Raw genomic sequence first — 17,947 nt, 5'->3', positions numbered from 1 at the left:
GTTACGCGAGCCGCTCCAGGAGGAACTGGAGCTCGCCGTCCACGATCGTCCCCAGGACATTGCTGGCGGCGAACTCGTCCGGAGCCGTGGTCAGGGGATCGAGTTCGAACGCCGTGAAGTCTGCCCGCTTGCCCACCGTGATCGAGCCCGAAACTTCCCACAGCCCCGCAGCTTTCGCCGCATGCGAGGTGTAACCCTCAAGGGCTTGGAGTGCCGTGAGGGCCTGGGACGGGGCGATGGGTTCCTGCTCCGGCACTCCGGATCGGCGCCGCAGCTGTGCGTCCGCCATGATCGGAAGCGGCTCGTAGGGTGCGATCGGCCAGTCAGAGCCGATACCCAAGGTCACTCCGGCCTCGCGAAGGTCCCGGCACCGCCAGGCCCGGTCGGCGCGCTCATTCCCCAAGCGCATGGACCAGTTGTCACTGTGGTCCGCCAGGGAGTAGTGCGTGCAGTGGGTCGGCTGCATGCTGGCTACGACGCCCGTGCCCTTGAATCGGGCTACCAGCTCGTCCGGCACTGTTTCGATGTGCTCGATCCTGTGGACGGTCCGGCGCAGGACATCTGCCGGAACAACGGTGGCCAGGGACTCCAGAGCGTCCAACACATGTTCAACGCCGGCATCGCCGATTGCGTGCGTCGCCGTCGGGATGCCCCGGGAGGCAAAGTAGCGGACAGCAGCGGAGTATTCTTCGGGTCGCGGCCAGAACGGTGCCGTGGATTGACCGTAGAGGTCCGGTTCGTAGAGCCAGGCAGTCCCGTTGTCTACGGTTCCATCGACGAAGAGCTTGATGGCTTCAATGGACCACCTGCGGCCGCCCTTCCCCAAGGTTCGGGCCAGCGACTTCCAGTCGTTCTCATCGCTGCCCGGCATGCACCACGGAGCGGTTCGAAGCCGCAGCGGCAGCTCCCCATCGGCCTCCAGGGCCTGGAAGAGGGCCGACGATTCCTCGCTATGGTCCATGACATGGCCGCCGGTAAGCCCTGCGCGGGCGAAGTCCCTGAGGAGCGCGGCAAGCCTCGACTTGCGCTCCTCGAAGGTCTCCCGGGGAATGTGGCTTTGGATGAGTTCCATCGCCGCCGCCTCAACAAGGAAACCAGTGGGCCGTCCGTCGGCGTCGCACACCACCTCGGAGGCCTGGTCAAACTGGTACCGTCCATGGACACCGGCCACTTCAAGCGCCCGGCTGTTCACCAGCGCTGAGTGCCCGTCGAACAACCGGATCATGGCGGGCTTGCCGTTGCTGACGTCGTCCAGGACGCTACGGTGCAGCGGCACCGTACCGAAAGCGTTCGGGTTCAGTCCCCAGCCACGCAACCAGCCGTCGTCGTGGCTTGCTTCTGTCAGCAGGAGTGACCGGACTTCATTCAGCGTCGAAGCCCCGGAGAGATCCACGCCGATAGTGAGGTCCAAACCGAACACGGGGTGGATATGGCAGTCCACCAGGCCCGGTGTCAGCGTTGCGCTGCCGAGGTCCACCACGCGGGTGCCGGCCTGGCGCCATGCTTGGGCGTCCTGACGGCTTCCGACGGCGGCAATCAACCCGCCGCTGACTGCGACGGCCTGGATGGGCTCGGCATGTCGGTTGTCCAGGGTGTGGATGGTGTCCGCAAGGACGATGAGGTCAGGAGTCATGGGTTTCAAAGCTTCCAATCCGGGCGAAGACGTCAGGGCGGGTGGTGCGCAGTCTGCGGGCAATCAGCAGGCCCGCAAGGAAAACAAGAGGGGCGACCAGGAGCAGGATGGTGTTGGTTAGAGCATCCGCAAAGGTGAGTAGTTCGATGTTGATGGCGATCAGTGCCACCACACCGAAGAGCAGGATGGCCGAGGCCACGCTCAGGGGAATGAGGAAACGGTTGGTGGCTGCGGCGCGGTTGCGTCGCAGGTAGATGAACGCTGCAACGGACACCAGACCCTGCAGGGCCACAATGCCAACGATGCCGGGGGTGTTGACCCAAATCAGCAGTTGCTTGTACGGGTCCGCGCCGGCGATGGCGCACATGATGATGACGACGGCGGCCAAGATAGTCTGGATCTGCCCGGCACGATGTGGGGACTTGTACTTGGGGTGGGTCCTGCCGAGGAAAGCGGGGAGCACGCCGTCCTTGGCCAGCATGTACACGTAGCGGTTGATGGCGTTGTGGAAGGCCAGTTGCGAGGCATAAACACTGGTCACGATCAGCACATACATGACCACCTCGGCCCAGGGGCCCACGTATTGGTTGATGGTGGCGAAGAACATCCCATCGGCCAGTTCGCCGGCAGCTGCAACCACGTTTCCGTCACCGTAGGCCTGGATGACGGTCCAGACAATGAAGGCATAGAACACGGACATGAAACCCACTGCGATGTAAGTTGCCCGGGGGACGGACTTGTCCGGATTACGCGCTTCACGGCGGTACAGCACGGTTGATTCGAAGCCCATGAAGGCAGCGAAACAGATAGCCAGGATGGCAAGGACTCCAGGGGTGAAGGCATGCTCCGGGGAGAACGAGGTGAAACTGATGCCTTCCGCACCGCCGCGGGCAAGGATGCCGACGCCCATGATTGCCAGGATGGCGGTCTCGGCAATAAGCAGGACGCCGAGTACCTTGGCGCCGACGTCGATGCCCCGGTATCCGAGAAACCAGACGGCCGCGATGGCCACCAGGGCAACGGCGGGCCATGGCACATCCATACCAAAGAGTGCGAGGAGCATGGCTTGTGTTTGGACGGCGAACAATCCATAGACCCCGATTTGCAGGCAGTTGTAGGACACGATCGCCAGGATGGCCGAGGCCAGGCCCACGGTTTTGCCCATGGCCAAGGTGATGTAGGTGTAGAAGCCACCGGCGGCTTTAACGTGTTTGGTCAGGGCCATGAAGGAGACAGCGAAGACCAGCAGGACTGCGCCGGCAATGACGTAGCCCATGGGGGCGCCTATGCCCCCAACTCCGATGGCCACGGGCGCCACGCCGGCCATCACGGTCAGGGGAGCTGCTGCGGAGATCACCAGGAAGGCGATACCGCCGGTGCCTATGGCATTTCGTTTGAGCCCATTCCCGGCATCAGCTGCCGGGGGTCGGGTTTCGAGGTCAGACATGGGGATCCTCTGGGGTGTTCGGGGAGGGAAGATTCTCGGGGAGCCATCAATAAAGCGAAAGGCTTTCGTTTATGGTAGATCCTTGTGACCCGCCGCACAATACTCCGACGCAAAGTTCTGGCTAGAGTCGTAACAACAACCTTGAATGGAGACACCCGTATGGCACGCCCGCTGGTCCCGCTGATATCCATCGACGCACTCGTCACCGCTGCCTTGGAGCTGGTGGACGAGGCAGGGGACTTCAGCCTGCCGAAACTGGCCAAACGGATCGGGGTCAGCCAGTCCTCCATCTACAACCACGTCAGCGGCCGGGAGGAGATCCTTGAGCTCATGCGTGGCCGGATCATCGCGGAAAGCCCGTACGTCTTGGAGGATGAGCAGGATTGGGAGGCTTCGCTTCGTGCCATCGTCCGGAGCTATCGTGATGCCTTCGCCCGCCATCCAAAACTCGCGCCGCTGCTGGTACTCCAGACGGTGCAGGATGACCAGGTCATGGCCCTGTACGAGAACCTGGCCGTGGCCCTCGAAACCGCGGGGTTCCGGGGCCGGGACGTGATGTCAGCGATTTCCACCATTGACAGTTTCGCGCTGGGCTTCGCTTTGGACTTGGCGGCACCGGACGTCGTCTGGGCACCACCCGCGCAGGGGTACCCCGCCCTCACCAATGCCTTGGCCCAGGCAGGACCCGCGGACGAGCGAGGCGAGGCAGCTTTCGAGTTCGGCCTGGAGATCCTCATCGCCGGACTGCACTCCCGTCTTCAGTCGACGGTGCTGTGAAGCAGACGGCAGAGGGGGCTTGGAAGGCGCAGTGAACCTCCTTCAAACCTGGTGGGACGCCGTGGTCCGCGGGTTCACCGACACCCACACCACCGCGGTGCCATTGCCAGCCCTGCTGGGCATACTCGCGTGCGCCGTCGTCTTGAGCATCCCGCGCGTCACGTGGCGCTGGTTCGGTCTCTACGTCACTTTTGTCCATGAGCTGGGCCACGCCTACGCCGCGCTCATGACGGGCCGTTTCGTCCATGGGCTCCGGATCGGACTCGACCATTCGGGCCGCCTTGTCAGTAGTGGCAGGAGCGCCTTCGGGGCAGCATGGTCCGGATTCTGGGGCTACCCTGCACCCGCCGTGGTTGGTTTGTGCCTGATTGCCGCCTTCGCCGCCGGCCGCTCCGGCGCCGCTATGTCCATCGGGGCCTTGATCCTGCTGGTCTCGCTGATCTTCCTGAGGAACCTTACCGGGATCCTTGTAGCGGTGTTGAGCGCCACGATCGCCCAACTGCTGATCCTGTTCGCGACACCCACAACGGTCAACTACGTTGTGCTGGCTCTCGGAGTTGCCCTTTCCGTGGGCGGCGTCCGGGATTTGCTCAAGCTGGCCGGCGTGCACACCCGTCGCCGCGACCGGCTGGCGGCATCCGATGCCTTCATCCTCGGCCGCACCACGGCCGTACCCGCATTCGTTTGGCTGACCGGATTCACAACCGTGATCGCCGGATGCGCTGTAGCGTCGGCGTGGTTACTGTGGGGGATGCTCACCGTATAGGCCGTGGTGGATCCGCTGTCAGGGGTCCCGACGGCGATTGGCTGGCTTTCGTCCCCACCAGCCCTTGCCCTGTGGTCGCTTCAGGGTGTCCAATCCTCTTTAACGTTCGAACTGGATGTGTTCGGACTCCGTGCCGGGATACAACACCAGGAGGTGCCCATGTCCGCGAAGGGCACACGCGAAACGGCAAGAGGAACCGGACCTGGCACCGCGGAGGCCAGGCGCGGTGAGAACGGTGCTGCCCTGGCTGCAAGCGATCCAGCGAAGATCCGGAATGTGGCGCTCGTGGGACATTCGGGTGCAGGAAAATCGATGCTCGTGGAGTCGTTGCTCGCCGCAACCGGAGCCATCACCAGGATGGGCTCCATCAGCGAGGGCACCACTGTCAGTGATTCCGATCCTTCAGCCATCCATCAGCAAAGGTCAGTGACGTTGTCTGTCGCCCCGATTCTAGTGGGCGACGTAAAGGTCAACCTGATCGACACACCCGGGTACACGGACTTCACCGGCGAACTGCGTGCAGGTTTGAGGGCCGCCGATGCGGCCCTTTTCGTTGTCTCGGCCATTGATGGCATTGACGGTGCCACCGTTGCTTTGTGGGGCGAGTGCGAGAAGATCCGGATGCCGCGTGCCGTGGTGGTCAGCAAACTGGACCATCCGCGCGCTGACTTCAGTGCCGCCGTCGTGCGTTGCCAGGAAGCGTTCGGTGAGTCGGTCCTCCCGCTGTACGTCCCGGCTGTTGGCAACGCCGGACTCATCGGTGTGCTCCATGGCGCCGCGGATGAGGACCAGACACCGGCTTCGGATGTCGAAGAAGCCAGGGGCCCGCTGATTGAGGGCATCATCGCGGAGAGCGAAGACGAAACCCTCATGGACCGGTACCTCGAGGGCGAAGAACTGCCTCTCGCGGACCTGATACAGGATCTTGAAACTGCTGTGGCACGGGCAAGCTTCTTTCCCGTCATGCCCACCTCGGCCGAAACCGGTTTGGGCCTTGCGGAACTTATGGCCCTGCTGACTGATGCCTTGCCATCGCCGTTGGAACGCATCAACCCCGCGGTCATGAAACTCGACGGTTCGTCACTGAAGCCACTGGAGGGTGAGCCCACCGGGCGCCTTGCCGCGGAAGTGGTCCGAACCACTGTGGATCCCTTCCTTGGCCGTGTCTGCCTGGTCCGGGTCTTTTCGGGAACCCTCCGGGAGGATTCCTCGATCCATATCGGCGGCAGGGGATTGGCTGACAGGGGGCACGAGGATCATGACGCCGATGAACGCATCACGCATCTGTACTCGCCTGTTGGATCCAGCCTGAAGGCGGTTCCACAGTGCATTGCCGGTGACATCTGCGCCATCAGCAAGCTGGCCAGTGCCGAGACCGGGGACACGGTCTCAGACCGTGAGGCGCCGCTGCTGATCGAGACGTGGAACATGCCCGAGCCCCTGATGCCGGTAGCCATTGAGGGGGCATCCCGCAGTGATGAAGACGCGCTGGCCAAGAGCATCGGAAAGGTGGCGGCCGCCGATCCGACGCTGCGGTTGGAACGAAACCAGGACACGCACCAACTGATCCTGTGGTGCATGGGGGAGGCCCATGCAGAGGTGGTCCTGGACAGGCTGCGTAGCCAGGGCGTCAAACTCCAGACCGTGGACGTGATCACTCCGCTCCGGGAAACCTTTGCCAGCAAGGCCGCCGGACACGGGCGGCATGTGAAGCAATCCGGTGGCCACGGGCAGTTCGCCATCTGCGACATCGAGGTGGAGCCCCTGGCCCGCGGCGGGGGCTTTGAATTCACCGACAGAATCGTTGGCGGTGCAATCCCCGGTACGTTTGTCACGTCAGTGGAAAAGGGTGTCCGCTCGCAAATGCTCAAGGGTGTGTCAGCGGGATTCCCCGTGGTGGACATCAAGGTGACGCTGGTGGGCGGAAAAACGCACAGCGTGGACTCGTCCGACGCAGCCTTCCAAGCTGCGGGTGCGTTGGCTCTCAGGGAAGCTGCCGCAACCGCCAAAATCCAACTGCTGGAACCCGTATCGTCCGTCGTCATCAGCGTTCCTGATGAATACGTGGGCGCCGTCATGAGCGATTTGTCCGGACGCCGGGGTCGCGTGACCGGCACAACCGCCGCAGACGGTGAGGGCACGGAAATCAGCGCCGAAGTCCCGGACCAGGAACTCCTGCGATACGCCATTGAACTCCGTGCCCTCACAGCAGGCACGGGGCGTTTCAGCCGGTCCTACCTTCGACACGAACCCCTGCCGAAATAGGCCTAGGTGTTTGCCCGAAGGAAGGTTGCGACTTCCGGGGCGAGGGACGCCCCTACCTCGGCCGCACCACGCTTCACACCTTTGACAGCGAACGAATGGTCCCCGCCCTCGCTCCACTGAAGAGTCGCCGTCGGGCCTATTTTTTCCACCACACGCTCCAACAGTTCCGGCGTCGCGAACGTATCGCGGGTGCCTTGGAGAAAGAGCATCGGCACCGTGACGCCATAGAGGTGTTCGTCCCGGAGCTTCTCAGGCTTTCCGGGGGCGTGGAGTGGGTAGCCGAGGTACACGAGGCCCCTTGCGGCCATCCCTTCAGCCACTGCCATGGAGGCCATGCGTCCACCGAACGATTTACCGGCAGCCCAGAGGGGCTCTCCTTGGCTTAGCTCAGCTGCTTTGTCCATCACTGCCCGCCAGGTAGCGATGGCCAGAGGAGGACGATCCGGGAAACGCCGGCCGGCCTCACGGTAGGGAAAGTTGAAGCGCAACGTGGCCACGCCTTCCTCGGCCATCGCCTCAGCGAAACCCTGCAGGAACGGGTGTTCCATTCCTGCTCCCGCGCCATGCGCCACCACCAGGGTGGCGGAGGGCTGCTTGGGCCGGATGTGAAGGGCAGAGACTTCGGTTTCTCCCACAGCGACGTTCAAGGATGTTTCAGTGTCTGGCATGCATCCATCATTGCCCATCACGGCAAAACGCACTGGGGTGCTGACGCGCAGGGCATAAACGGGGTAGCTTGTGGCCATGGCGAGCGAAGCAACCACCGTTACTGTCCCTGGTCCCGACGGCCCGCGCGAGGTCAGGATCTCCAGTCCAAGCAGGGTGATGTGGCCCGAGGCGGGACTGACCAAACTGGACCTTGCCACGTACCTCATCGACGTCGGTGAGGCTTTTGTCGAGGCTAACGGGAACCGGCCCATCAGCCTCCAGCGTTACTCGGGCAACATTGAGGGTGAGATGTTCTTTTCCAAGAATCCGCCCAAGGGTGCCCCGGAGTACGTCCGTTCCGTGCCGGTGACCTACCCCAGCGCGCGTTCGCATCCCCAGTTGGTGATCGATGAGCCGGCGGCTGCAGTGTGGGCCGCGCAAATGAACACCGTGGTGTTCCACCCCTGGGCGTCCCGGGCCAACGATCCCGACAATCCCGACCAGCTCAGGATTGACCTTGATCCTCAACCCGGCACGGACTTCGATGACGCCATCCCTGCCGCCTTGGAACTTCGCACCGTGCTGGAAGAAGCCGGACTGACTGCGTTCATCAAGACCTCCGGAAACCGGGGGCTCCACGTCTACGCCCCTATCCATCCGAAGCATGAATTCCTGGATGTCCGCCATGCCGTGATCGCCGCTGGACGCGAGCTGGAGCGGCGCATGCCGGAGAAGGTCACTACGGCCTGGTGGAAAGAGGAACGCGGTACGAGGATTTTCGTGGACTTCAACCAGGCCAACAGGGATCGAACCATTGCCGGGGCGTACAGCCCCCGCGCCGTCCCCACGGCCCAGGTGTCCTGCCCGTTGACGTGGGACGAACTGGAGAACGCCGATCCCGCGAAATACACCATCAAAACGGTCCCGGACCGCTTGGCAAAAGTAGGCGACCCTTGGGCGTCCATGCACGATCACCCGGGCGACATTGACGTGCTGTTGAAGTGGTGGGAGCGTGACGTCAAGAACGGTCAGGGGGAAATGCCCTTCCCGCCGGAATTTCCCAAGATGCCGGGCGAGCCCATGCGCGTGCAGCCGAGCCGGGCACGCAAGCCCGAAGAGTAGGCCGGAGAAACTGAACCGGGAGAGCGTGTGCCGCGACCACCAGCTGAAAGGATCCAGAGGATTCCCCGGGCGTGCAGCTTGTTCCTCAGCGGTTTGTTCCTGAGCTGTTTGTTTCTGAGCGGGTGCACCGAAACCCCGGAGCCACGTCCGCTCCCGCCCACCACCGCTGCAGCGCTCCCGTCAACGCTCACGCCAACAGCTCAACCGCCGACGACAGGCCCTCCTCCCGGTCCAACCCCCGCGCCTGCTCCGGCGCCCTCGAACAGTGTTGTATTCACCCCAGCGTTCCAGGAGCTCCGTGCCACCCTTGAGCTGTTCTCGCGGGAGAAGCTGGATGAAGGGGCATCAGCCGTCCTCATCAAGGCAAAGGTCGGCCAGCAGGAATGGACGCTCGCAGAAGGAGTGCTCACCCGGGAGGGACGGGTTGCTGTCCAACCGGGTCACCGTTTCCATGTGGGGGAGCAGTTCCGGACGCTACTGGCTGTGTCAGTCATGAAACTCGTGGAAGAGGGCCGGCTGGGTTTGGACGACCCCCTGGCTGCCTACCTTCCCGGGTCAGTCTCGGCGGGCACAGCCGTGACCATACGCCAGCTCCTTGGCGACGTCGCGGACTTGCCTGCTGGCCTGGCTGCCTCAGAGCGCGCGCCTGGCGCTCCGGGACCCGATGCGTTGCTCGGCCTGGTGGTGGAGCAGCTTAGAGGCGTGCCGCTGGGTACCGTCCTGCGAACGGATGTCCTGACACCCTTGAACCTTCGTTCCACGGAGCTGCTGGATGCTAATTCAGCAATCCCGGATGATCTCGTCCACGGATACGTCCAGCTGGAGGGAGAAACCATGGACGTTACCCGCACCGGGCTCCAGGACGGGATCGCCAACGGAGGTCTGGTGTCCACTGTGGAGGATATCTCGGCGTTCCACACTGCGCTGCTGAGGGGTGAGTTGGTGCAGCCGGCGAGCCTTATCGCCATGAAGGGGACAGTGTTTGACGACTATGGCCTTGGCCTGGATCACTGGGATGACCGCTGCACCAACGGCTCCTACTACGGCCATGCCGGCGACGTTCCGGGGTATGGAAGCATTGCCATGAGCAGCGCCGACGGCAACCGCCAACTATCCATTTTCATGGCCTACCCGCCTCAGGCGGTGTCCACACAGCCGTCAGCCTTGGCACTGGAAATGACGGGCGTCGCCCAGGTTGCCCTGAATGCGGGATGCCGCTTCCAATTCCGGTGAACAGTCAAAAATAGTTCGGTGACGCTTATTCGAAGCGCGAAGGATCGCCGGTTCCGTACCGCACAACCTCGGCCACTCCGCTGGAGAAGTCGATCACGGTGGTGGGTTCCGAGCCGGTGTCTCCGGCATCGATGACGCCGTCCACTTGGTTATCCAAACGCTCCTTGATTTCCCAGCCCTGAGTCAACGGTTCTTCCTCATCCGGCAGCAGGAGCGTGCTGGAGAGCAAAGGCTCGCCCAGCTCGGCCAACAGCGCCTGGACCACACGGTGGTCAGGAATGCGCACGCCCACGGTTTTCTTTTTGGGGTGCAGAAGCCTTTTGGGAACTTCCTTGGTGGCCGGGAGGATGAAAGTGTAGCTGCCAGGGGTAACTGCTTTGATGCTCCTGAAGATGTCGTTGTCCAACATGACGAACTGACCCATCTGGGCGAAGTCCTTGCACACCAGCGTGAAATGGTGTTTGTCGTCCAGCTGCCTGATGGTCCTGATGCGGTCCAAAGCTTCCCTGTTTCCGATCTGGGCGCCCAGCGCGTAGCAGGAGTCAGTAGGGTAGGCGATCAAACCGCCGCCCTGGAGCATGTTCACCACTTGGCCGATGGCGCGTGGTTGGGGATCTTCCGGGTGCACGTCAAAGAATCTGGCCATGGAAAGAGCCTACGACAAAGCTATGACAAGACGTCCTTGTTGGAGAATTTTGCATATGCCAGCGCGCCGCAAACCGCGATATAACCGGTTTGGAGGAGCGCATTCTCACCGAAGGAAGTCCACGAGATCGGCTGTCGCAGCAGATCCGCGAAACCCAGCCAGTGGTGGCTGAACAGCCACGGATGCAGCCACTCGAGCTGGGGCAGATTGTCGAGCACCTGCGATACCACGGAGAGCACGATGGTTGCAGCCATGGCCCCCACCGGAACGTCAGTGAAGGTTGAGATCAGCAGGCCGATCGCGGACAGGCCGAGCAGGGACACCGTAATGTAGGCGGCGATCAGCAGGGATCTCAACACCGACTCGCCAACGCTGATGGTGTTCCCGGACAGCAACGTCACCGGACCCACAGGAAAAAGTACGACGCCGGCCAAGGCGCCCGAGGCTGCTACGGTGGCTGTCGCAGCGAAACAGAAGGCAACGGCCCCGGCGTACTTCACCAGCAGCAAGCGAATGCGCCCGGCGGGAGCAAGGAGCAGGTACCGCAAGGTTCCCAGGTTCGCCTCCCCGGCGATCGTATCCCCGGCCACCACTCCGACAGTGAGTGGCAGGAACAAAGGAACACACACCACCAGGGCAGTGACCGCGACGAAGAGGCCGTTCTGGGTGATGCGGTCCAGAAACAAAGGCCCCCGGCCGGGAGTTGCAGGCCGGGCCGACAACTTGACTGCCACGGCAATCAGAATGGGCACCGCAGCGAGGGCGAGCAGCATGGCCCACGTGCGGAGCCTGCGGAACAGCACGGACAACTCCGAGCCCAATAGCGCCCATCCAACTCCAGCACGCTGAGGTGGTGCAGCAGTTTCAGCCGACAACGTCAAAACCCTCCCCGGTCAAGGACACGAAACGCTCTTCCAGGCTTGCGTTCTCCACGGTGAAGCCGCGGACCCGGACGCCGTCAGCAACCAATGCGGCCACGATCGCCTCGGGTTCATGTCCGTTGATGCCGGTACCCACCACCGCCGCGTTACCCCACGGGCTGCCGGCGCCTGGTGCTTCGCCGGGAACCAGGCCAAGGCGCGTCAACACACGGGACGCCAGTTCGACGTCGGGCGTTTGCACCACAACGTGTGCCTGCCCGGCAGACCGGAGCTCCTCCAGCGGCCCTTGGGCCACAAGTCGACCGGCGCTCATCACGCCCACATGGGTACACATCTGCTCCACCTCGGCGAGCAGGTGGCTGGAGACGAATACAGTGGTCCCGCCCGCAGCGAGGGAGCGAACCAGGCTGCGGACTTCACGGGTACCTTGGGGATCCAGGCCGTTGGTTGGTTCGTCGAGGACCAGCAACTCCCGCGGCCGGAGCATGGCGTTGGCCAGTCCGAGGCGCTGCTTCATGCCCAACGAGTAGGCACGGACCTTCTTGCCGGCTGCGTGGCTGAGCCCTACGCGTTCAAGGGCGTCCTGAACGCGCTGCCGCCTGGTGGAAGACGACGCATGACGGTCGGCGGCATCCAGGCGCATCAAGTTACCCGTGCCGGAGAGGAAAGGATAGAAGCCGGGGCCCTCCACTAACGCCCCGACATCAGGGAGTACAGAAGCCAAAGCCAGTGGCATCTCCCGGCCAAGAACGCGGATGTCTCCGCTGTCCGCCGAAGCCAAGCCCAGCAGCAATCGGATGGTGGTGGTCTTCCCCGATCCATTCGGACCCAGGAAGCCGAACACGGAGCCGCGGGGAACCGCCAGGTCAATTCCGTCGACGGCGGACCGGTGACCGAAGCGCTTCACCAACGCGCGCGTTTCTATGGCGAGATCAGACGAGCGGACGGGAGTCGCACCATGAGCGGCGGCTGTCCGGGGTTCGTTCACTGGGCGGCAGCGGCTGACTGAAGCCGTTCCAAAGGAACCATACCCGCATAGACGCGGCCGTCATCGAGAATCAGCACGCTCAGTAGCGACGTCGTCAACGCCCGGCCACCGTCAACAGGCTGCAGGGTTTGGGAGAGCTCGGGATTGGACGTGAATTCTGCGGGGGCAGAACCAGCGGGCAACGCGACCACGGAATCCCAACCCATACCCGTGACTGTGGCCCCCCTCGCCGGCGCATCGGGGGAGGGCGCATCGGGGGCGGGCGCATCGGGTGCCGGGACAGGGGCATCGGCGGGGGGCTTCACCGGCAGTACCTTCTCATTAGCCGGCAGTACCTTCTCAGTGACCGTTGCTCCCGGTGGCGGGGTGAAGTCAAACAACGCAGCATCCGGCGTGGACAGGTCCAGCTGGGTGTATTCCAGTGAATACGCTGGTTCGGACTGGCCTTTGGCCCGCACCTCGACACCCAGCGGCAGACCGGTTTCGGAGTCGACGTCGATGGTCACCGAATCAACCAGGGTTTCAGTACTGCGGGGGTTAAGAGTCAAAGAGTAAGCGCTGCGGCCAGCCACCGTTGAGGCCTCAGCAACGGTCACCTCCGTGCTGGCATCAATGGCTGCAATGAAACGGCTGGCCATGGCCTCCGGCGTCGGCATGTCCGGACGGGTCGGCTTGGCGGGAAGGGACTTCAGTTCCGCCAGGGACGGAACCGGCACGGTCAGATGCGTGGCGCTGTTGTCCCTTGAGTTGTAGAACCAGGCGTCTCCGCCGTTGACTACCACGTCACGCTCGGCCATCTGGTCCAGGATTTGTACCCGCGCCCGCAGGGGCCCGTCTACATACACCCTGGCCGTGTGGGAGCCCGTCAGGAACTCAAGGGCAGAGGCGGCGCCCGAAATGATGCCCGGACCTGATGCGGGGACTTCCGGAAGCCCCAACTCCGCGGTCTGCTCCACCGTGCCGGACAACGCCCGCACCTCGGTGCGCGCCACCATGGCCAGAATCTCTTCAGCGGTCTTTAGCGGAAGGGAAACGGTAGCGCCGGCTTGCACTGAACCGAAGAGGACAGCCATTGCCAAGGCAAGGGGAATGAAGAGAGCTGGCAGCCACCGCTGCCTGGCCCGCGCCACTGCTACCAACCACCGCTCGTGAGAGGCATGAATCCAGACTACTCCGGTTGGGTGCGGCGATCACCTGCCCGTATCGGTCCTGAATAAGCCGGCCCAGTCCTGCATTAGCCGGCCCAGTCCTGCATTAGCCGGCTCAGTCCTGAATCAGGCGACGGGCCAATTCCACCGCTCCATGGACCGGAGGCTGCGCCAGGATCCGGATCGTGGACGGATCCTCCAAGGAAACCTTGCGGGCCACCGCCCCGGCGAGTTGGCTCTGATTCACCAACAAGGCACCAGCCATGACCAACGGCAGGTCCAGTCCCAGCTCGCCCATGACCTGCCGGGCAAGCGTGGCCAGCGAATGCGCGGCCTCCGCCTGGATGCGCAATGCCGCGGGATCGCCCTCCGCGGCCAGGTCCAGGACAAGCGGAGCCAAACCGGCCCAATGGTCGGGTTCGGGTTTGGCGTAGAAGGCGTCCATGAGCTGCAAAGCGTCCACGCTCGCCGTCGCTGCCATCACTGCCTTGACCAGGGTGCCGGGTTCCAGCCCGGCATAGTACTCCCGGAGCGCCTCACGGACGGCATCCCGCACCACCGAGTAACCGCCGCCCTCGTCGCCCAGCAGGTACCCGTAGCCTCCGCTGCGGGCCTCCCGTCCGTCACGGCTCCGGCCCCACGCCACCGAGCCGGTGCCCGCAACCAAGACGGCTCCGGCGTCGAGACCTGATGCTGCCAGCACAATGCGGGTGTCATGGACGACGTCGATCCTGGCACCGGGAAAATGCTCCGTGAGCAAGGCGGACAGGACTGCCCGGCTTGCCGGGGTATCCGCTCCGGCGGCTCCTGCACAAACGGCCTCGATTCCGCCGCCCACACTCGACGCGATCCGGCGCAGCACGGCGTCGGCACCCTGGTGCCCCACGGAGGACAGGTTTGCGCTGGCTTCGGTAATTTCGACGCCGGAGCCTCCTTGGGAGCCCGCATCGCCTCGCGCTGCATCGGAGCGGACGGCGTGCGTCTTGGAGCCACCGATGTGAAGGCCCAGAACGGCGGGCGTCACAGGATTCCCGCCGGTTCAGTGGTCTTTTGCGATGACGCGTGTGTGGTCTCAACTTCAGGCCACTCGCGGCCGTTTCGCCGGAACTGCTGTGTTTTCTCCAACTGGCGTCCCTTCGTTTCGGATGCGAACCTTCGGATAAACATAAACCCGAGGATAGCCAGTACTCCGAACACTGCGTGCAGGATCGGCATCTTTGTCCTTGGTTGTGTGGAAAAGTATGGTCTTCGGGAGTGTTTCCGAGATTGGTTTAGACCAACGTGACAAGATTGGCATAGACCAATGATGTTGTCTAGAAGTAGGATGTCCAATATGCCCAGTGATGTCGCGCATGCAACCCCCAAGTACTACGTCCTCAAGACCGAGGTACTCCGGCTGATGGCGGGTCTTCAGCCAGGCACGCTCATTCCTACCGAGCGTGCCCTGGCCGAAAAGTACGGGACATCCAGGACCACCGTCAGGCAGGCCATCAGCGAGCTGGTGGCTGAGGGGAAACTGGGCCGCATCCAAGGTCACGGCACCTTCGTAGCACCGCCAAAGGTGACGCACGTCCGGCAGCTGACCTCATTTTCTGATGACGCCCGTACCCAAGGCATGCGGCCGGACTCCACCCTGGTTGCCCTCAACGTGGTTGGTTCCGATGCTGAGATTGCCGCCCGCTTAGGGCTCGATCAAGGCGAGCCGGTGACCCGGCTTGAGCGCATCCGTTTGATAGAGGGAGAACCGCTGGCACATGAGGTCGCCTGGCTTCCCGGCAAGCTGCCGCGGTTCAAGTCCAACCTGGCCAAGGCGGGGTCGCTCTATGCCGTCCTGGCTGACGTCTACGGGGTCCATATAGCCGACGTTGAGGACACGGTGGAGACAGCACTTGCCGGTCCGGCCGATGTCAGGCTGCTGGGAATCGAGATGGGAGCACCACTGTTGGTGGTCCACCGCTTGGCCCGGGATGCGGCGGGAGCGCCGGTGGAATGGACTCGCAGCGCATTTCGCGGTGACAGGTTCCGGTTCGTGTCGCGCGTAAAGTCAGGGAGCTAAAGTGGCCAACTCAACCTCGGGTGAGTCCGTCATCCGCCGGGTGGTCCGCTTGGCGGGCGCGTTCGGGAACGTCCCGCAGGTCTTCGCAGCGGCAGTTGGGCTTCAAAACACCCATCGAAGATCTTGCGGAGCCGTATTCGCGGGGAGTCGCAGCCGGGAACGGGATGTAGCCGTCAGGAAACGGCCGCCCGGGCAGTTTCCTGAAGAACGCTCCGGACAAACTGCCCGCTCGGTTCCGCGTATGCAGCAACTATCCGACTGAACAGGGCAGTGCCCTGGGCCCCGGGCCAGTCCGCAGGCAGGAATGCCGACGGCAACCCGGGGTCGAGGTACGGAATGATCCGCCATCGATCGATGCACTGGACGTACGCAGCAAAGGCCTCCGGGGAAGGCTCCACCGCTTCACCGCTGCTCGCTGGAATGTCGGCGCCGTTTCCGCTGACCCATCCGTGCTCGCGGATAAAGTCCCTGTGCAGTTCGGCCACCGCGTCCAAGTCCCACCACTTGGACGCCGCATCCTGAAGGCTGCCGCCCACAAGCGGAGTCTCCGTCACGAAAATGGTGGCCATGGACCGCAGATCGAGATCGGCAAGAATTTCTTCCACCTCAACCCGCAGCGAATCAGGGCAGATCCACAGTCCGGCAGCCACCGTACCGCAACCGATCCAGTGGAGCCTGCGCCGTAATTGATGCCGCTTCTCGCGCTCTGTCTCCGGAATGGAAAAGGAGATCAGGCACCAAGGGTCCGACGCTGACATGCTCCGGGGGTTGTAGATCCGGCGGTCGCCGCGGGCCAGCATGGTCGCCGCGCCCTCGGTGAGCGTAAAGCCGGGGACGCCGTCCCGGGCCTCTTGCAACACCACGTCCTTCTTGCGGAGCCGCCCCAAGGCCGTCCGGGTTACTGTCCCGGACGTGCCCAAGGCTTCCATGAGAGTCACGATGTCCTTGGCGGACATCCACCCCCCGGCGTCACGCAGATAGAGGCCGATGACGGTACGCAGCAGCGACGTTGTACTCCCGGGACGGGAGTCCATATCGTCTAGGACGGCACTCATTTCCGGTTCACAGGAGTTCCGAGAGGGCGTCGCGGATGGCTGCGACTCCCAGCTCGACCTCGGCAAAGCTTGTGCTCAGCGGTGAAAGGCCAATGCGCAAGCCGTGGGGTGGACGGAAGTCGGGGATGACACCCTTTTCCCACAGCTTGGGCGTGACATCAGCGAAGAGCGGGTGGTCCACCGTAATGTGCGAGCCACGCTGGGCGGGATTGCGAGGACTCACGATTTCGGCACCAAGCGGCACCAGGAGCTCCTCGGAAAGCGCGATTGCATATTCGGTCAGCTTGATCGACTTCTCGCGGACGGCGTCCATTCCCACCGTGGCGATCAGTTCCACCATGTCTTTGAGGGGCTGCATGGCCAGCACCGGAGGCGTTCCCGTGATGAACCTGCGCATGCCCTGTGCGGGTTTGTACGACTCCGTCATTCCGAATGGGTTGTCTGCACCCATCCAACCCCAGATGGGCTGCTGCAAACGGTCCTGCTGCGAGGCGTTGACGTAGGCGAAGGCGGGCGATCCGGGTCCGCCGTTGAGGTACTTGTAAGTACACCCGACGGCAAGGTCAACACCCCATTCGTCCAGCTCCAAAGGCACGGAGCCAACCGAGTGGCAGAGGTCCCAGAGCATGAGGGCTCCGGCTTGGTGCACCTTGGCGGTAATTCCCTTGGCATCGGCCAGGAACCCGGAGCGGTAGGCCACATGGCTCAGGACAACGACGGCGGTCCGCTCACCCAACAGCCCGTCCAGGTCTTCCGCGCACACGCCGCTGGCAGGGTTCGCAGCAATCCATTTGATGTTCGCCCCGCGCTCCTTGGCGATGCCCTCAATGATGAACCGGTCAGTGGGGAAGTTGTCGCGGTCGATGATGATTTCGTCGCGACCCGGCTGGGCATCCACTGCGGCGCGGATCATTTTGTACAGCATCACCGAAGTGGAGTCACCCACCGTGGTCTGTCCCGGCGCAGCACCCAATGCCACTTCGCCGATGCGGTCGCCCACCACGGTGGGCTCGTCCATCCATTGCTCGTCCCAGCCACGGATGAGGCGGCTGCCCCAGGCATCGTGAACGAAAGACGCCAGATTCGCGGAGGTGACCTTCAGCGGGCGTCCGAGGGAGTTGCCGTCCAGATATGAGACGAGCTGATCGGCGTCGGGCGTGTAGAAGGCATCACGCTGGGCGGCGAGGGGATCAGCGGCGTCCAATTCGGCCGACGTTGGCCGTTGGGTTTGCTGTGCTGTGGTCATGGTTGCTCCTGCGGAAGTATTGGGCGGCAGCGGCCC

The 17,947-nt window shown here is 63.4% G+C and carries 16 protein-coding genes; 6 read left to right on the top strand and 10 right to left on the bottom strand.

Annotated elements, in window-relative coordinates; all coding sequences use genetic code 11:
- Position 1: 1 nt before the first annotated feature.
- The gene (locus tag J3A64_RS06530; protein ID WP_210063839.1) at positions 2-1,633 is read right to left on the bottom strand and encodes an amidohydrolase; all 1,632 of its coding nucleotides are present in this window, start codon (positions 1,631-1,633) and stop codon (positions 2-4) included.
- Positions 1,623-3,080 (bottom strand): APC family permease, encoded by a 1,458-nt coding sequence (locus tag J3A64_RS06525; RefSeq protein WP_014921845.1) that lies wholly within the window; start codon positions 3,078-3,080, stop codon positions 1,623-1,625. The genes J3A64_RS06530 and J3A64_RS06525 overlap by 11 nt, the downstream gene beginning before the upstream one ends.
- A 159-nt stretch (positions 3,081-3,239) precedes the next feature.
- On the opposite strand from J3A64_RS06525, the gene J3A64_RS06520 reads away from it, so the two are divergent.
- From J3A64_RS06520 to J3A64_RS06510, 3 genes are all read left to right on the top strand, one after another.
- A complete protein-coding gene (locus J3A64_RS06520; protein ID WP_014921846.1) occupies positions 3,240-3,857 on the top strand; it encodes a TetR/AcrR family transcriptional regulator C-terminal domain-containing protein in 618 nt (205 codons plus the stop codon).
- A gap of 31 nt (positions 3,858-3,888) precedes the next feature.
- Entirely contained in the window at positions 3,889-4,623 is a 735-nt protein-coding gene (locus J3A64_RS06515; protein WP_307807166.1) for a M50 family metallopeptidase, read from the top strand.
- 159 nt (positions 4,624-4,782) lie between these two features.
- Positions 4,783-6,888 (top strand): elongation factor G-like protein EF-G2, encoded by a 2,106-nt coding sequence (locus J3A64_RS06510; RefSeq protein WP_081589137.1) that lies wholly within the window; start codon positions 4,783-4,785, stop codon positions 6,886-6,888.
- A gap of 2 nt (positions 6,889-6,890) precedes the next feature.
- Here the strand turns inward: J3A64_RS06510 and J3A64_RS06505 are convergent, their stop codons facing one another.
- Entirely contained in the window at positions 6,891-7,556 is a 666-nt protein-coding gene (locus tag J3A64_RS06505; protein WP_210063837.1) for an alpha/beta family hydrolase, read from the bottom strand.
- A 76-nt stretch (positions 7,557-7,632) separates the two neighbouring features.
- Here J3A64_RS06505 and ligD point away from each other — a divergent pair, with 76 nt between their 5' ends.
- Together ligD and J3A64_RS06495 are read left to right on the top strand one after the other, a co-directional pair.
- Positions 7,633-8,658 carry a non-homologous end-joining DNA ligase gene (gene ligD, locus J3A64_RS06500; RefSeq protein ID WP_043806562.1) on the top strand — a complete coding sequence of 342 codons (1,026 nt, stop codon included), beginning with the start codon at positions 7,633-7,635 and terminating at the stop codon, positions 8,656-8,658.
- Between the two features lie 27 nt (positions 8,659-8,685).
- Positions 8,686-9,891, top strand: coding sequence for a serine hydrolase (locus J3A64_RS06495; protein ID WP_014921850.1), 1,206 nt, complete (start codon positions 8,686-8,688; stop codon positions 9,889-9,891).
- A 25-nt stretch (positions 9,892-9,916) separates the two neighbouring features.
- Here J3A64_RS06495 and J3A64_RS06490 read toward each other — a convergent pair whose 3' ends face one another.
- From J3A64_RS06490 to J3A64_RS06470, 5 genes are all read right to left on the bottom strand, one after another.
- Complete coding sequence (locus tag J3A64_RS06490) at positions 9,917-10,537, bottom strand: L-threonylcarbamoyladenylate synthase (RefSeq protein ID WP_011774738.1); 621 nt, start codon at positions 10,535-10,537, stop codon at positions 9,917-9,919.
- A gap of 20 nt (positions 10,538-10,557) precedes the next feature.
- On the bottom strand, positions 10,558-11,418 hold the full coding sequence (locus J3A64_RS06485) for an ABC transporter permease (RefSeq protein WP_011774739.1): 861 nt from the start codon (positions 11,416-11,418) through the stop codon (positions 10,558-10,560).
- Complete coding sequence (locus tag J3A64_RS06480) at positions 11,402-12,406, bottom strand: ABC transporter ATP-binding protein (protein ID WP_210063836.1); 1,005 nt, start codon at positions 12,404-12,406, stop codon at positions 11,402-11,404. The genes J3A64_RS06485 and J3A64_RS06480 overlap by 17 nt, the downstream gene beginning before the upstream one ends.
- Positions 12,403-13,536, bottom strand: a complete 1,134-nt coding sequence (locus J3A64_RS06475) for a DUF2092 domain-containing protein (RefSeq protein WP_210063835.1) — start codon at positions 13,534-13,536, stop codon at positions 12,403-12,405. Before J3A64_RS06475 ends, J3A64_RS06480 begins: the two co-directional genes overlap by 4 nt.
- 133 nt (positions 13,537-13,669) lie before the next feature.
- Positions 13,670-14,578, bottom strand: coding sequence for an N-acetylglucosamine kinase (locus tag J3A64_RS06470; RefSeq protein ID WP_210063834.1), 909 nt, complete (start codon positions 14,576-14,578; stop codon positions 13,670-13,672).
- Between the two features lie 300 nt (positions 14,579-14,878).
- Between J3A64_RS06470 and J3A64_RS06465 the strand changes: the two genes are divergently transcribed.
- Entirely contained in the window at positions 14,879-15,610 is a 732-nt protein-coding gene (locus tag J3A64_RS06465) for a GntR family transcriptional regulator (protein ID WP_210063833.1), read from the top strand.
- Positions 15,611-15,783: 173 nt separating this feature from the next.
- Here J3A64_RS06465 and J3A64_RS06460 read toward each other — a convergent pair whose 3' ends face one another.
- On the bottom strand, positions 15,784-16,665 hold the full coding sequence (locus tag J3A64_RS06460; protein WP_210063832.1) for a PaaX family transcriptional regulator C-terminal domain-containing protein: 882 nt from the start codon (positions 16,663-16,665) through the stop codon (positions 15,784-15,786).
- 7 nt (positions 16,666-16,672) lie between these two features.
- Positions 16,673-17,911, bottom strand: a complete 1,239-nt coding sequence (kynU, locus tag J3A64_RS06455) for a kynureninase (protein ID WP_210063831.1) — start codon at positions 17,909-17,911, stop codon at positions 16,673-16,675.
- Between the last annotated feature and the right edge of the window lie 36 nt (positions 17,912-17,947).

Origin of the sequence: Pseudarthrobacter sp. PvP004, from assembly GCF_017876035.1 — a bacterium.
In the GTDB taxonomy this organism is placed as follows: domain Bacteria; phylum Actinomycetota; class Actinomycetes; order Actinomycetales; family Micrococcaceae; genus Arthrobacter; species Arthrobacter aurescens_A.
This window is presented reverse-complemented; position numbering and strand designations above follow the sequence as displayed.

Coding starts and splice junctions, on each gene's coding strand:
- J3A64_RS06520 (WP_014921846.1), top strand. CDS start 3,240: ATGGCACGCCCGCTGGTCCCGCTGATATCCATCGACGCACTCGTCACC.
- J3A64_RS06465 (WP_210063833.1), top strand. CDS start 14,879: ATGTCCAATATGCCCAGTGATGTCGCGCATGCAACCCCCAAGTACTAC.
- J3A64_RS06460 (WP_210063832.1), bottom strand. CDS start 16,665: ATGAGTGCCGTCCTAGACGATATGGACTCCCGTCCCGGGAGTACAACG.
- J3A64_RS06490 (WP_011774738.1), bottom strand. CDS start 10,537: ATGGCCAGATTCTTTGACGTGCACCCGGAAGATCCCCAACCACGCGCC.
- J3A64_RS06525 (WP_014921845.1), bottom strand. CDS start 3,080: ATGTCTGACCTCGAAACCCGACCCCCGGCAGCTGATGCCGGGAATGGG.
- J3A64_RS06505 (WP_210063837.1), bottom strand. CDS start 7,556: ATGCCAGACACTGAAACATCCTTGAACGTCGCTGTGGGAGAAACCGAA.
- kynU (WP_210063831.1), bottom strand. CDS start 17,911: ATGACCACAGCACAGCAAACCCAACGGCCAACGTCGGCCGAATTGGAC.
- ligD (WP_043806562.1), top strand. CDS start 7,633: ATGGCGAGCGAAGCAACCACCGTTACTGTCCCTGGTCCCGACGGCCCG.
- J3A64_RS06510 (WP_081589137.1), top strand. CDS start 4,783: ATGTCCGCGAAGGGCACACGCGAAACGGCAAGAGGAACCGGACCTGGC.
- J3A64_RS06530 (WP_210063839.1), bottom strand. CDS start 1,633: ATGACTCCTGACCTCATCGTCCTTGCGGACACCATCCACACCCTGGAC.